The 14276-nt window shown below is 45.1% G+C and carries 11 protein-coding genes; 6 read left to right on the forward strand and 5 right to left on the reverse strand.

Annotation, left to right across the window (positions count from 1 at the left end; all coding sequences use genetic code 11):
* Positions 1–597: 597 nt before the first annotated feature.
* A complete protein-coding gene (locus tag BK126_RS18765) occupies positions 598–1458 on the reverse strand; it encodes an AraC family transcriptional regulator (protein WP_076314050.1) in 861 nt (286 codons plus the stop codon).
* A 179-nt stretch (positions 1459–1637) separates the two neighbouring features.
* Between BK126_RS18765 and BK126_RS18770 the strand changes: the two genes are divergently transcribed.
* Complete coding sequence (locus BK126_RS18770) at positions 1638–2381, forward strand: phytanoyl-CoA dioxygenase family protein (protein ID WP_076314051.1); 744 nt, start codon at positions 1638–1640, stop codon at positions 2379–2381.
* Positions 2382–2404: 23 nt separating this feature from the next.
* The gene (locus tag BK126_RS18775; protein ID WP_076314052.1) at positions 2405–3220 is read left to right on the forward strand and encodes a sugar phosphate isomerase/epimerase family protein; all 816 of its coding nucleotides are present in this window, start codon (positions 2405–2407) and stop codon (positions 3218–3220) included.
* 85 nt (positions 3221–3305) lie between these two features.
* Here the strand turns inward: BK126_RS18775 and BK126_RS29925 are convergent, their stop codons facing one another.
* Positions 3306–3512: an AraC family transcriptional regulator gene (locus BK126_RS29925; RefSeq protein WP_076314053.1), complete on the reverse strand. Its 207-nt coding sequence runs from the start codon at positions 3510–3512 to the stop codon at positions 3306–3308.
* A 1486-nt stretch (positions 3513–4998) separates the two neighbouring features.
* Here BK126_RS29925 and BK126_RS18785 point away from each other — a divergent pair.
* Positions 4999–5904 carry a DUF2268 domain-containing putative Zn-dependent protease gene (locus BK126_RS18785; protein WP_179085568.1) on the forward strand — a complete coding sequence of 302 codons (906 nt, stop codon included), beginning with the start codon at positions 4999–5001 and terminating at the stop codon, positions 5902–5904.
* A gap of 206 nt (positions 5905–6110) precedes the next feature.
* Here the strand turns inward: BK126_RS18785 and BK126_RS18790 are convergent, their stop codons facing one another.
* A complete protein-coding gene (locus tag BK126_RS18790; protein ID WP_076314054.1) occupies positions 6111–6707 on the reverse strand; it encodes a TetR/AcrR family transcriptional regulator in 597 nt (198 codons plus the stop codon).
* 181 nt (positions 6708–6888) lie between these two features.
* Between BK126_RS18790 and BK126_RS18795 the strand changes: the two genes are divergently transcribed.
* A complete protein-coding gene (locus tag BK126_RS18795) occupies positions 6889–7533 on the forward strand; it encodes a DJ-1/PfpI family protein (RefSeq protein WP_076314055.1) in 645 nt (214 codons plus the stop codon).
* A 511-nt stretch (positions 7534–8044) separates the two neighbouring features.
* Here the strand turns inward: BK126_RS18795 and BK126_RS18800 are convergent.
* Together BK126_RS18800 and BK126_RS18805 are read right to left on the reverse strand one after the other, a co-directional pair.
* Positions 8045–9073, reverse strand: a complete 1029-nt coding sequence (locus BK126_RS18800; protein WP_076314056.1) for a sensor histidine kinase — start codon at positions 9071–9073, stop codon at positions 8045–8047.
* Complete coding sequence (locus BK126_RS18805) at positions 9070–9741, reverse strand: response regulator transcription factor (protein WP_076314057.1); 672 nt, start codon at positions 9739–9741, stop codon at positions 9070–9072. The genes BK126_RS18800 and BK126_RS18805 overlap by 4 nt, the downstream gene beginning before the upstream one ends.
* A gap of 186 nt (positions 9742–9927) precedes the next feature.
* Between BK126_RS18805 and BK126_RS18810 the strand changes: the two genes are divergently transcribed.
* Both BK126_RS18810 and BK126_RS18815 read left to right on the forward strand, forming a co-directional pair.
* Positions 9928–10695 carry an ABC transporter ATP-binding protein gene (locus tag BK126_RS18810; RefSeq protein ID WP_076314126.1) on the forward strand — a complete coding sequence of 256 codons (768 nt, stop codon included), beginning with the start codon at positions 9928–9930 and terminating at the stop codon, positions 10693–10695.
* Positions 10682–13879 (forward strand): alpha/beta hydrolase, encoded by a 3198-nt coding sequence (locus tag BK126_RS18815; protein ID WP_076314058.1) that lies wholly within the window; start codon positions 10682–10684, stop codon positions 13877–13879. The genes BK126_RS18810 and BK126_RS18815 overlap by 14 nt, the downstream gene beginning before the upstream one ends.
* Positions 13880–14276: the final 397 nt, after the last annotated feature.

Raw genomic sequence — 14276 nt, forward strand, 5'->3', positions numbered from 1 at the left:
GTTATTTAGTTTCGTTTGAATGCGATCGAATAAAAAGATGTTTCTATTGACCATGCGACGATTCTACTGGCGAATCCCTGACTCGATATAGACGAATGATTCATTTGAGATTTGTTGTCCCAAAAACGACTGGTTATGTGTGGAGATTCGGGTGAAGTTTCACCATTCACACTAAATTGTCCACGTCCTCTTCGATTCCGGTAATCCGCGGTTTTCCAATCAATCCGTAGTAAAAAAGGCGATCCATATCTTGAAGCATCGACGTGCTAGATTGTGCTATAAATCCTGGTCGAGCCAGCACTTCTTTAAACATTTGAATATAAAACAATACCGCTTCCATTGAAAGATTCGGGTCGATACAACCTTCTTGTTTACCTAATTCGATCAAATTAATAAAAAAAGGAATCGTCCTCTCCTTGTAAAACTCCTCGACACCTCGATATGTACTTGTTCATGGTTTTATTCATGAGATCGATAAGAGTCATTCGGACAAGTTCATCTTTGCTACCAAATGGAATACCGGGAGCGAATCCGGTCCGGCAAGCGCGCAGATTAAGTTCGCCTGCTTCGGTCCGATTCATAAGAAGGAAGCCCTGCTCATTCGCGCGGGGCTTCCTTCTTCATGGATATGTCCGGATGCCGAAGCTTGCTCGTGCGCAGTCCCTGCCAGGAGTTGTGGCGGATTTGGGTAGCGGTCAGGCCGGTCGCTTGCTTCATATGTCTGGAGAAATGATGGCTTGTCTTGAAGCCGCAGCGCTCTGCGATTTCGGTGACGGTCAAACCTGTGTGGACAAGGAGGTCCAGCGCCCGTTTCACCCGCAAGTTCCACAGGTAGCGCATGGGGGTGTCGTTCTCGTATTGCCGAAACAAGCGGACGAGATGCTCAGAAGAGACGCCGGCTTGTTCCGCCAGATCGGACAAGGCGATCTCGTCGGCATAGCGTTCTTTCATCCATGCAATGGCTCTGTAGACGGAGGCATGCTTCTCGCGGTCGGACAGGAGCCTGCGTTCCGTCGGATATAGCTGCAGCGCCGCCAAGCCTAAGGTGCGAAGCAACGGATCGTCCGGCAACGCGCTGTGCTGAAGTGACAGCAGAAGATCGGTCAGCCGGTTCATCTCCTCGGATAAGGGAAGGATGACGGGCAATTGGGTCACGAACGCCAGCGCTTCCTCCGATAAATGGTGCACATGGACGGCAATCCACCGATGCCACGTTTCCTCCTCCTCCGCGAACTTAAACGTTTCGTGGTGTCCGGGCATTAATTTGACGACGTGACCGGGCTGAATGTGCAGCGTCCGATCGTCGACGACGACCTCCATCGTACCGGTGTACAGCATGACCAGTTGAATGTCCTGTTGCATGCGCGGACCGAAGCGGCCGCCGGGCGGATAGACGACCGTCCCGGCAATGACCGAACAAATATGGTCCAGTTGAAGGGGAAGCTCTTCAGGCATCATCGACGCTCCGTTCGGTTGAAATGTCGTAAATGGGGTGCATGTTGGCTTTATTCTAGGGCCTCGCATCGATCGATGTCAATATCAGACACATAATTGATAATTGCAGTCATTGTTGCGACGGCATGGCTGCGGTAAGCTGTTCCTAGCAAGAAAACCTATTGCTCATGGAGGGAATCGCGATGAATAAGACCTATGCGCCGCCGCTTCAACCGTTAAGCCAGGAAGATGTCGAATTTTTTAGGGAGCAGGGCTATTTTCTGTTCAAGAACGGCATGGGCGCTGATCTGATTGATGCCTTTAACGGACACATCTACGATATTCGCAACCAATCCCCGATGCCGGAATGGGCTGCCGTGGTAGAGAGCAAGAAATATTCGCTTCGCCTGTTCAATCCGCACAAGCATGACAGCTTCTCCCGGCAGCTGATGAAGCATGCCGTCGTCAGGGGGGCGCTGGAGCAGCTGATGGGGAAGGAAGCGGTATGCGTGCAGAGCATGTACTTCTACAAGGAGCCGGGTTCCCCGGGGCAAGCGTCGCACCAGGATTACTATTACATCAAGAACGATCCGATGACGATGATCGCGGCGTGGACGGCGATGGAAGAATCGGTCGACGAGGAGAACGGCTGTCTGTGGGTCATGCCCGGAACGCACAAGCTCGGCCTGCTGCCCCATGGCGCAGTCAGAAACCTCGAAGAACACGAATCGTGGACGGAGGAGACCGAGGGCGTCGATACGAGCAGGCAAATTCCGGTCGTCATGGAGAAGGGCGACATTCTGTTCTTCAGCGAGTTGCTCATTCATTCCTCGAACAAGAACAGAAGCCTCGATCGCTGGCGCCGCTCGTACGTGTGCCACTATATCCGCGAGGATAGCAACGTGCTTCACCGCGAGGATTTGCGGCAGAAATACCCGCTATACTAATTGGGCCCAAGGAGAGATCGTGCATGAAATTGTTAAGCATCAAAGCCTTGTGGGGGATGGAGGGCACTTACGAGGAGCAGTTCGCGCGGGTTGCCGCGGTGGGCTACGTCGGCGTGGAGGCGGCCTTGCCTCCTGCCGGCATGGAAGAGAAGTTCCAAGAGCTGCTCGACCGTTACGGTCTCGCCTACATCGCGCAAGTCTTCACGGGCGAAGATCATGCCAATTCGTTCTACAGGCAGGTGGAGCAGGCTGCCCGGTTCGGACCAGTTAAGATCGTGTCCCACAGCGCGCGCGACTGCATGAGCGAAGACGAACAGGACCGGTTCTTCGCATCGGCGCTGGAGACGGAGACAAAGTTCGGGATTGCGGTCGGCCATGAGACGCACCGGCAGCGGGCGATGTTTACGCCATGGACGACGGCCCGGATTCTGCGGAAGTTTCCGGAGCTTAGGATCACGGCCGATTTCAGCCATTGGATGAACGTCTGCGAATCTTATCTGGAAGACCAGGAAGAGCAGCTTTCGCTAGCGATGGAACGAACCATTCACATTCATGCCAGGGTCGGCTTTCCCGAAGGGCCGCAGGTGCCTCATCCCGGTGCCCCTGAGTATAGCAAAGAACTGGAACTGCACTTGGGATGGTGGCGCACCATTCTGAACCGCCAGGCAGCGGAAGGCGCTGCGCAGGCCACGTTCACCGCGGAATTCGGCCCTCCGGGGTACATGCCTACGCTGCCGTTCACGAACGTGCCGGTCGCGGATTTGTGGGAGGTCAACCGTTGGATGTCGGAACGGGTCCTCGAGCATTGCCAAGCGAAGAAAATGGTTTCGAAATCTTAACTTGCGTACAAAGCCCCGGCAGCGGTCATCGCTGCCGGGGCTTGCCGTTACTCTAGTCGTTCGCGCGATAGCCGGCCGGCTCCCGCTATTGGAGCGCCTTGCGATAGCCGACCGGCGTGATCCCTTTATGCTTCTTGAACAGCTGATTGAAGTACGATGGATGGAGCTTCCCGACACGGTCGGCAAACGCTGCCGCCGCATCGGCCTTCGGCGCAGTCGGCTTGACGTTGGACGACGTGCCGTCGCCGTCCTTGACGAAGATGAGGCTGTTCGTCTGCTGGCCCTCCGGCAATGAAGCCGCCCGACGCGGTATCCTGCATCTGTAGCAGGAAGTCCAGCTCCTGCTTCATCTCGTCCAGAATATCCGGAATGCCGTTGCCGCTCTCGGGAATGTTCATCTGGTTATCCGAGAAGGAATCGGGAAACGTCTCGTAGGCCCACAGCAGATATCCGTAGCGCCGTCATTGACATATTTGCCGAAATCGCCTGCATCGTAGCATCCTGCGGAGACATCGCGCGTGACAGACGGATTGGAGGACATATAAGCGTTGGCCGCTTGCGCGTGCCAGGGCGGATGCGGATAGTCCGGCGCATGAGCCGGGCTCAGCTCGCTGCTTGCCCGCTGGTAAATAAGGGGAAATAAATATGGGAGCAAACTTCACTGCTATATTCAAAAATAATATGATAAGTTTTGATCATGTAAATTCTTTTAAGGATAAAATGTTAAAAGACTGGAACGAGTATACATTGAGCCATTCAGCTCTAGATTGAGTCTCAATTTATTGTGATGAGCCAGAGGTACATTATAAAGAATATGGTTTTGTAGGATTAATTGGATTAAATGATATTGTTATTCTTATAAGTCCATATCTTTGTGAGATTCAAAGAAATGAAAGAATGGGTAGAATTTTTAAGAAATCCTGACATTCAAGTAGAAATAAGACGAGATTGAAGAGAATTCTCAAAATTCTAGGGAAACCCTATATACTTATCAGATTCATATGGTTACTCAGGATATATATATGATGGTAAGAGTTACAATGAACTGCTGTCATCATTAAGATGTAAGTTTGGTGAGCCAGTGCAAAAGATAAAGGATATGTATATACAAAAAGAGTTCTCGTGGGAAACACAAGGATACTATATTAATAACGTAGCCTTAAGCTAATATTTACAGAGGAACTGAAGAATCATTGAGTGGTTACATTAAGTTTGGAATTTTGGTTTAGCTTATGTGTCGGGGGACAAGAACATATTTCTATTGAAGTCGCTATTTTAGCGGCTTTTTTATTTTATTGGTACAAGTTCCTATTGCCGATTAGTTAAATATCTAACGGGGGATACATCAATTCGATACTTCATATTCATCGCTTCTTGAATTGAGATTTGAAAGGAGAGACGGGGATACATAGTTAATCTTGCGCAACTGGTGGCAGCTTCACGAGGAGAGAGGCCATGCCTTATGCGAAAAGAACGGGCAAATGACTCAGGTGAATCATATCCATACATTAGCCAATCTCGATGCCTTTGACCTTTCCACTCTGAAGATCTAACACGGCTAGTGATAGACGAGGGTTTCGAATATATTCCGTTAATGGAATACCAACGACTAAGCAAAAACCCGCCCGAACTGGTGCGCACTACAGCCTGTGAGCTCCGCAACATTGTTAAGATCAAAGTCCTCTGTCAAGTGCTCCTCAATATACGTGACCTGAAATTTCTTGCTTGAACCTAACGTAGCGTGATCCCTTATTATATGTGTTAGGAGGTGAAAAATAGTGGAACTATTTATTGAAGACACAATGAATCAGTATGAAAACTTATTTACTATGCCTGAAGAAAAACGTGAGAGTTATTTCAGGCATACTATGATGGGCCCATTTGAGAGGATGTGGAACACAATCAATGTTCCTATGAAGGCAAAACAATCAGGTGGATATGATGTTATTATGGCTACAAAAATGCTTGGATATTTAGATGTTAAGGAAACAGAGATCGGACAAACAGGTACAAGGGAACTCAAAAAAATTAGTATAAATAATGTAGCTGAGCAAACGCTTTTACATTGTATAGATCAAATGGGACAAGCCGGCCTATCTGTAAATGCTCCATCGCTGCACTTCGGCGCATATTTAGCTGATCCTCAAAAACTAGCATACACAAAGGGATACTCAGGTTTTGGGGGCATACCTGGATATATTCAGCTAATGATATATCCAAACGATTATAACATCCCTAGAATTCCAGCTATTCTGGCGCATGAGTTTCATCACAATATTCGTTTTTCATATTTTGATTGGGATAACGGAAATATAACAGTAGGTGACTACATCATTATTGAAGGACTGGCTGAATCCTTTGCAAGTGCGATTTACGGTGAGAACATGATGGGACCGTGGGTATCCTCTTTTGATGAGGAAGATTTACACTATTCAATTGAGGTCATTCGTCAAGCTTTAGATGTGAAAGGATTTGCAGAAGTTAGCAGTTACATGTTCGGTGATGATATCGCTAAGGAAAAGGGTTATCAACCAGTCGGGCTGTCTTTTGCTGCTGGTTATGCTGTGGGCTATCATGTTGTTCAAGAATTTTTAAAAAATACAGGGGCAACAATTTACGATGCAACACGACTGTCAGCAGCAGATATCATTGAAGGTAGTCGAGTTTCTCTGGCAACGCACTAAGGGCAGGAAAGTGCGAACTCAACGTATGTCTCCCATTGAAGTCGCTATTTTAGCGGCTTTTTTATGTTATCGGTACAAGTTCGTGTCCCGAGTCAAGGACAAGAACATGAGCCGATTACCGATTAGATAAATATCTAACTGGAATTTAATGATCAAAAGGAAAAGGCCGCAGATGCGATTCGGCGGCCATCCTGCGGCGAGAGAATTCAATTTCTCGTTCGATATTTATCAATCTCACTCAGCAACCGATTAATGTTAGAACGGATATGTGAATTGTCTTCGTACAGTCTACTCAACATGACTCCGCCCTCAATTACTGAGGTTATATAGATGGAAAATTCTTCTACCTCTATCTCTTCTTTAAACTCCCCTTGTTCGATCCCCAACCGAAGAAGAGAACGGATTAATTCCAAAAAACTACCCATCGCTATTTGCGCCTTTTCCTTTAATGCAGGATGAGTGTCATCACTCTCGATGGCTGTGTTTAGAACGGGACAGCCGCCTGCAAGCGGGGGATTATCATAAGCATCCTGATAGACTGAAATAACGGCAGACAGCTTTTCAAAAGCCGTCTTTTTGTTCGCCATCGCATCCACGAAAGATGCTCTCAATACCGTTGCAGCATGTTCAAACGCTTCTAGGGCAAGCTGATCCTTATTCTCGAAATGATTATAGATTCCGCCCTTTTGCATACCTGTGACACGGGTCAAATCCGAGATAGAGGAGCCAAAGTACCCTTTCTGATTGAATAAAACGGCAGCTTGTCGGATGATAAAATCCTTGGTCTTTTCTCCTTTTTTCAACGCCATCCCCCTCAAAAAAAAACAATCGTTCGTTATTTTGATTATATATCAAATGATGCCTCTGTAAAGAGTCGAAAATGTATATAGACGGATAATAAAATTTATGGTAATTTATATAACGAACGTTCGGTTTTTTTATGGTGTGCAAACATTTTAATTCAAAGAGGAGTGATTGATACTTATGAAAAAACAATGGTCAGTAGGTATGCTCGTATTTGATCAGGTTGACGCTTTTGACTATGTTGGTCCGTCTGAGATTCTATCAGTTACCCGATACAGTGCTCAAGATGTTCAGAATATGATCTTTGGCTCAGCGGATGAGCAGCCTAAGCCATTTTTAGTCCATACGGTATCAGAAACAGGGGGAATGGTTACGGCCAGCAATGGCCTCCGCATTATGGCCGACTACAGCATTGAGAATGCCCCCCAATTTGATATCGTTTTGATTCCAGGCGGTTTCCAGCCGATAATCCGCAAACTGATCGCTAATACAAGGTTGATCCAGTGGATCACCGATCAAATGAAAACTGTAGAATTGATGACATCTGTCTGTACGGGTGCATTCGCTTTAGCTCAAGCGGGGCTGTTAAATGGGAAGAAAGCAACTACCAACCGAAAAGGACTGGACTCTTTCCGGAAGTATTTTCCTGAAATCACGGTAATTCAAGATCAAAAGTTCGTAGATGAGGGGAGCATTATTACTGCACAAGGACCAGATGCGGGGCTTCACTTAGCTTTTCATCTTGTCAAAAGACTATTGGGTGAAGAAGTGGCCCTCATGACAGCAGATACAGTAGAATATGATGGATATGAAAAAGCTTTTTAGGTCGACTTCCGATTCGATTATGGCCAGCGAATTAGCCAAAAACCCGAGAAACTGATTTTGCTATTGTCGAAAACGATCTTCCTACTCCAGGCAACCAACGAGGTACTTGTAAAAACGTTGTATTTATCCATTGACCCTTTCCTGAGGAATATGATGAATGAAAAGGATTTTGTGGGACCTTGTGTTCCTCTCGGTCATGTGTTCGGCGTCTTAGCCACAGGTGAATAACTTGTCTCGTTTCAAACCGTATTGTCGCCCCGAGCACCGTTGTCTATGGGCTTTAGTGAGTTTTGTTACGCTAACGAGAGACATTAGTTGAATGCAGGAAGCAGCACGCGATAAAGCACCATTCAAAAATGAATGGTGCTTTTATTTATGAGTAAATGCGCGGGGGGATGTTACCAGGTTCTTGTCATTTATGTTATCAAGTTCTTGTCATCCGACAACAAGAACTGTCGGGGGACAAGAACAAAGTCCCATTGAAAGTCGCTAATTAAGTGTATGTGTGAAATTAAATATAGTGATAGATGCTACGCGATTTAGGGAAGATTATTGCAAGTTCCGTATATTGACCCTCTTCTGATTTCACAGTTAGCGAGTGGCCAAGTTTGATTGCCATCTGATTGGCCAGGTATAATCCCATGCCAGTAGAGCTAGTGTTTTTTCTACCATTAGAACCAGTATATCCTTTGTCAAAAATTCTGACCAGCTCTTCCGGAGGAATACCAATGCCGGTATCCTCGATCAATAGGCGCTTCTCTCTCGTATTTTCCTCAAGAGAACAGATAACGGAACCTCCACGCTCTGTATATTTCAAAGCATTGGTGACGATCTGGTCTATAATGAATCCAAGCCATTTAGTGTCACTGTAAACCGTTGTTTCTTCTTCCCACATGGTGAATCGGATTCGCTTGGCGACGAACATCTTAGCATACTTCCGGACACTGGCCCGCATGATTTGATTCAATGAAACCTCTGCAATCAGATAATCTCTTGAGAATGAATCGATCCGGGAATAATAGAGTGTTTGTTCTACATAATGATCAATTTTGTTTACTTCATCCTCCAGCTTGTTCACGAGCTCCTCTAAAGAACTGATTGTATTATTTCTTAACAGTAGATGGCATGCTGTTATAGGTAGCTTCACTTCATGTATCCAAGATATGATGAAGTCATGAAAGTCCGTTCGCTCCTCATGGAAAGTCTGGTCTGCTTCCAATTTGGCTTTATGGAGCTTTCTGGCCAGAGACATATACAGTCTCTGTTCATGACTTACAGACTTAGGGATTGCAGCAAAGAAATCGTTTCCGCTATTTTTGATTATTTCACTCAGTACTTTATAATGTCCGTAGCGGCGAGTGAATCCGACGACCAGATATACTCCTATCAAAGTAAAGCAACCTAACAAGTTGTACAGAATATCCCCAGTGTCATACCTGCCACCTGGACTGATAAACATCATTAAGCTGGTAAAAAGCATCATTGAAACAGCCAGTATAATAACAGAAAGCTTATCTTCTAAGTATTGTAAAAGACTCATTTAATTATATACCCCTCACCTTTGATCGTCGTTATGAATTGATTCTGTCCCAACTCCATTAGTTTTTTTCTGATACGGGTCATATTCACGGTTAATGTATTGTCATCTACAAAACTTTCATCTTCCCACAGACGTCGCATCATTTTCTCTCGACTGACAATTCTTCCTTTGTTTTGCATCAAAAGATTTAAAATTCGAAACTCATTTTTCGTAAGTTCGGCTGTTTGTTCCCCGCATAACAGCTTTCCGTCATTCAGGTTCAATATCACACCGTTATGCTCAATTACATTTAGGACAGAATCTGTATAAGAGTATGTTCTACGCAGCAGCGCTTTGATTTTAGAAATAAGGATCTCGTCATAGAATGGCTTCGTGATGTAGTCGTCTCCACCCATATTGATCGCCATTACCATATCCATGGGAGTGTTTCGGGAAGAGAGGAAGATAATTGGGACTTTGGAGACTTCTCTGATCCTACTGCACCAATAGAATCCATCATATACTGGCAGATTGATATCTAGAAGCACCAGATGAGGTTGTTCTTTCACATATTGCTGCTGGACCTGATCAAAATCGTTACAAAGAACAGCTTCGAATCCCCATCTCTGAACGGTCGCTCCAAGCATTTCTCTTATCGTCACATCGTCTTCTATAACCATAATCTTCACACTTGTTACCTCCAATTAGGTTAAGTCCATCTCATTATACCTTTGTTATATAAAGGAAACATCTCTATTATACAAGGTGACAAAAGTGTAAGTCTGCTTACGGAAAACGTAAGTCAGAACCAATGTTCCTTGTAAGTGAAGGTGTTATGCTACAAAGTAATTAACAAAGGAGGTGCTATGCAAGAAATGAAAGAGATCGTTAGAATTAATCAATTACAAAAGTCATTCGCCGTCAAAGGAAATGTCATGCCTGTACTGCATGGGATTGATATGAACGTTTATGAGGGGGAATTTGTAGGTATTATGGGGCCTTCCGGTTCCGGGAAAACGACACTGCTCAATATCGTTTCCACAATTGACGAGCCGACCTCAGGAGACGTTGTAATAGATGGGGAAAGTGTGCTGCAAATGAATGAAGCTCAGTTATCCGAGTTTCGCCGATCGAAGCTAGGATTTATTTTTCAAGACTATCATCTATTAGATACGCTAACTGTCAAGGAAAATATAGTGCTTCCTCTTGCTCTGGCCAAGATGGACGTGAAAGAAATAGAGCACCGAGTTGAGGCAATCGGGAATCGGTTTGGCATAGAAAAATTGATGGATAAATACCCTTATCAAATCTCTGGCGGGCAAAAGCAGCGTACCGCAGCATCACGGGCAATCGTTTCCAATCCGAGACTAATCCTGGCGGATGAACCGACAGGAGCCCTAGATTCACGTGCAGCAACAGATTTGCTGGAAACCATGAATGATCTGAACAGGCAGGAGTTTGCCACGATTCTTATGGTTACACATGATGCTTACGCAGCAAGCTATTGCACCCGAGTGCTCTTTATTAAAGATGGCGGTATTTTCGCAGAGCTAGTCAAAGGCAACATGACCAGAAAAGAGTTTTTTAAAAAGATACTTGATGTGCTGAACGTGCTCGGAGGGGATGCAAATGACGCTGTTTGATCTGGCAAGGAAAAATATTCAGGGTAATTTCCGAAGTTACTTCGTTTATTTTTTTTCCATGTTTGTAAGTACGGTCATTTTTTATATTTTCGTTTCTCTTCAGAATAGTACAGAAATCATCAGATCAATTGAATCATCGGAAAGTATGAAATCTATTTTTTTTATCGCCTCCATAGTCCTGATCTTGTTCGTTTCAGTGTTTATCTTGTATTCGAATCAATTCTTTACCCGGAAACGGAAGCAGGAGGTGGGGCTTTACGCGCTACTGGGGTTACCTAAACAAACGATTGGGAAACTACTGTTTTATGAAAACCTATTGATTGGTACGATTGTGCTGGTCTTAGCAGTTATGGTTGGAACCCTATTATCAAAGCTGTTCTCCATGATGTTGGCGAGGTTGCTCGGCGTTAATGTCGACATTAGCATTTCAATTTCATTTCCAGCAGTAGCAAGTACAGTCATTGTGTTCATGATCATTATTCTGATTACGTCACTGCAAGCTTACAGACTGATTTACCGATTCCGGTTGATCGAGTTGTTTAGGGCAGAACAGGAAGGTGAGAGTGAATCGCGAGCTTCCATCATTTCTGCGTGTGCTGCGGTCCTTATCTTGTCAATCAGTTATGCGATTGGTTTAAGGGAGTTCACAAATACTGAACAGATACTAACCAACCTAGGAATGATGACGGTTGGAATCATTTTGGGCACTGGACTTATGTTTTCATCATTTGTCATTTTTATGCTGAGATTGATGAAAAGCCGTAAGCAGCATTACTTTAAAGGTATGAATTTGGTTATTACCTCAAATCTTGTATACCGGATGAGGGGCAATGCCCGTACGTTCACCATCATTTCCATCTTGTCGGCATTGGCTTTATGTGCATTTAGTTTTGGATTGAGCACCTACCACACCTACGAACATTCTGCGCGTTTGGCTGCTCCATTCAGCTACATGTTTGTCAGTCAAGACGAAGCTTTCAATAAGCAAGTGGACGATATCATTAAAAGAGATGCCGAACATCCTGTCACTGCGCAGGTGGAGATTTCAGTCGTTCAACTTAACGGTTATTCTTCCAATAACGAAATTATATCAAACAAACAGCTAGCCAATAACGAGCAGCCCATCAAAGTGATATCGATGAGCGGATATAACCAAGCTGCAGAAGCACTAGGCATTCCCCAAGTTAATGTAACGGAAAGCGATCAAGCGATTGCAATTCGCCCGATGTTTACCGAACATGAGTGGGCAGATTATGATGGTGAAACCATCTCTCTGCAGCTGTCCTCTCAGCAGTTAACCTTGGCTTATACAGATATGACGATTGAGCGAATCGTGAACTGGAGCTATCCGGATAACATGATCGTAGTAGCTGACGAATTATACAAATCCGTAGAACGGCAAAGTACGCCTGTAAATTATATTGGATATGCGGTAGAAGAACAAAAAACGACGAAAAAAACCTCCGATACGCTTGCCGACATAGCAACACCGGAATCCAAGATGTCCTCGTACTATGCCGAGTATCGTGTAGGAATTGAAAATGCGGGGTTGAATGTATTTATTCTTGGTTTTCTTGGGCTTGTGTTCCTCCTTGCATTGGGTAGTGTCCTTTATTTTAAGCAATTGACTGAAGCTACAGGTGATATTTCCCGCTATGATATTCTCAAGAAGATTGGTGTGAGTAAAAAGGAAATCAGAACGTCCATCATCAAGCAAAACGCTGTAGTTTTTATGCTCCCGCTGCTTGTTGGAATAGTCCACTATGTTGTCATTTTCACCTGGATGAGAAGGTTGTTCGGAGGATTGGGAGGCATCAGCCTTTTGGAGCCGATACTGATCTGTATAAGCATCTTTTTGGTGATTTATATGTTCTATTTTATATTGACCATAGGTTCGGTCAGCAAACTCCTCATCGGGGAAGCATTACATTCCAGCCGTCTCGCTTTACTTGGTATAGTAGCAGGTATCCTAATACTCGTTGGGTTCCTCGTCTGGTTGGCTCCGGAACCACTGAAAGAAGCTGATGATCGAGGTATAAGCGATGTTCACTTTGATTTACCTAAACCGAAAGGGGATTACGTAATCGGCGTTACAGAGCTTCACTTGGTGGACACGGAAAGAATAGATCCATGGGTGAACCAACTCCAGAGGGAACTTATGATCAGTATTTGGTATCCGGCTGAAAAAGAAAGCGGACAGCGGGCAGCATATATGCATGAGGGTGCGGCTATGCATTACGATGAAGAAGAAATCCCATCGATTGGTCTGGATCCTGGGACGATTGATTTATCGGGCATCGATACGCATGCATGGCTGGATGCACCTGCCGTTGCTAAAAAAGGAGGATGGCCAGTGATTTTCTTCTCACCAGGAGGCACTGTACCACGAAGTTTTGGCACTATTCTAGTTCAGGAGCTGGCTAGCCAGGGGTATGTTGTTATCACAATAGATCACACACATGAATCTTCTGTAGTCGAATTTCCCGACGGGCGGATCGTAAAGGGAACATTACCGGAGATTAATGCTGAAACGGTGCTAAAGATGATAGATGTACGAGTTGATGATGTGCGATTTGCATTGGATCAATTGGAGGAGATGAGGACCGGGAGTAATATCGATGCAGAGCAGAAGGGATTGCCTCAAGGGTTGCCTGAAACGCTTGATTTGTCAAAGGTAGGCATCTATGGGCACTCCGCAGGAGGTGCGACAGCAGCTCAAACGATGTATGAAGATGATCGGTTCGATGCGGGAATTGATATGGACGGAACTTTAGGGCATATGCCTAACCATCCACTTCCCGTGGCTCAACATGGTCTAGATCGTCCCTTTATGCTGCTTAACTCCGGTATCAATGATGAGGGGAAAGTGGACTCGCATTTGACTGCTGAGGACCGGGGTATGTTCTGGAGCCGAACAAGCGGATGGAAATTCGATTTAAGTATACCGAACGGAGCGCATTTTACCTTCACTGATTATCAGTACCTGTTACCTCAGATTGCGATGAAGCTGAGTCTCTCCAGGCAGGTGATCCATCAAAGCATAGGCCCCGTTGATCCTCAGCGAGCACTTGATGCCCAGAGGGAATATGTATCCGCGTTTTTTGATTATCACTTAAAGTCTATCTCGCAGCCCTTGCTAGAGTCATCTACATCATCATACGCAGAGGTTAAAATAATTAAGTAGTCTTATGTGAAAGAGAGAAACAGAACAAACAGTATCTTAAGAAATGTTAATTGATAACAGCAAGGAGCAGTTGGCTGGATAGCAGCTGCTCCTTGAGGTAACGGGCAGGTTAGTTGTCGAGGGACAAGAACATGGGCCTATAACCGATTAGATAAATATCTAACTGGAATTTACGGCTATTTCATTAAGCTATACCAGCTAATAGCTTGTCAAGATTACCAGCAAAATGAACTTAAGTCATGTGGAATAGTAAAAATAAGCATGACAAATCACCCTCCAATTTCCTAGTTTTGGAAAATTATACCAACATAAGTGGTTAGGCAGTGCGGAAAGGTTCTTTACTTTTCAGGATAACATAAAGCCTAGAGAAGGGGGACAAATGGGTGGTCATATCCCT

It is taken from the genome of Paenibacillus sp. FSL H7-0326, from assembly GCF_001955535.1.
In the GTDB taxonomy this organism is placed as follows: Bacteria; Bacillota; Bacilli; order Paenibacillales; family Paenibacillaceae; genus Paenibacillus; species Paenibacillus shunpengii.

Excerpts from the sequence above, each read along its gene's own strand:
- BK126_RS18795 (WP_076314055.1), top strand. The coding sequence starts at position 6,889 with ATGAAAAAACAATGGTCAGTAGGTATGCTCGTATTTGATCAGGTTGAC.
- BK126_RS18810 (WP_076314126.1), top strand. The coding sequence starts at position 9,928 with ATGAAAGAGATCGTTAGAATTAATCAATTACAAAAGTCATTCGCCGTC.
- BK126_RS18770 (WP_076314051.1), top strand. The coding sequence starts at position 1,638 with ATGAATAAGACCTATGCGCCGCCGCTTCAACCGTTAAGCCAGGAAGAT.
- BK126_RS18815 (WP_076314058.1), top strand. The coding sequence starts at position 10,682 with ATGACGCTGTTTGATCTGGCAAGGAAAAATATTCAGGGTAATTTCCGA.
- BK126_RS18775 (WP_076314052.1), top strand. The coding sequence starts at position 2,405 with ATGAAATTGTTAAGCATCAAAGCCTTGTGGGGGATGGAGGGCACTTAC.
- BK126_RS18765 (WP_076314050.1), bottom strand. The coding sequence starts at position 1,458 with ATGATGCCTGAAGAGCTTCCCCTTCAACTGGACCATATTTGTTCGGTC.
- BK126_RS18800 (WP_076314056.1), bottom strand. The coding sequence starts at position 9,073 with ATGAGTCTTTTACAATACTTAGAAGATAAGCTTTCTGTTATTATACTG.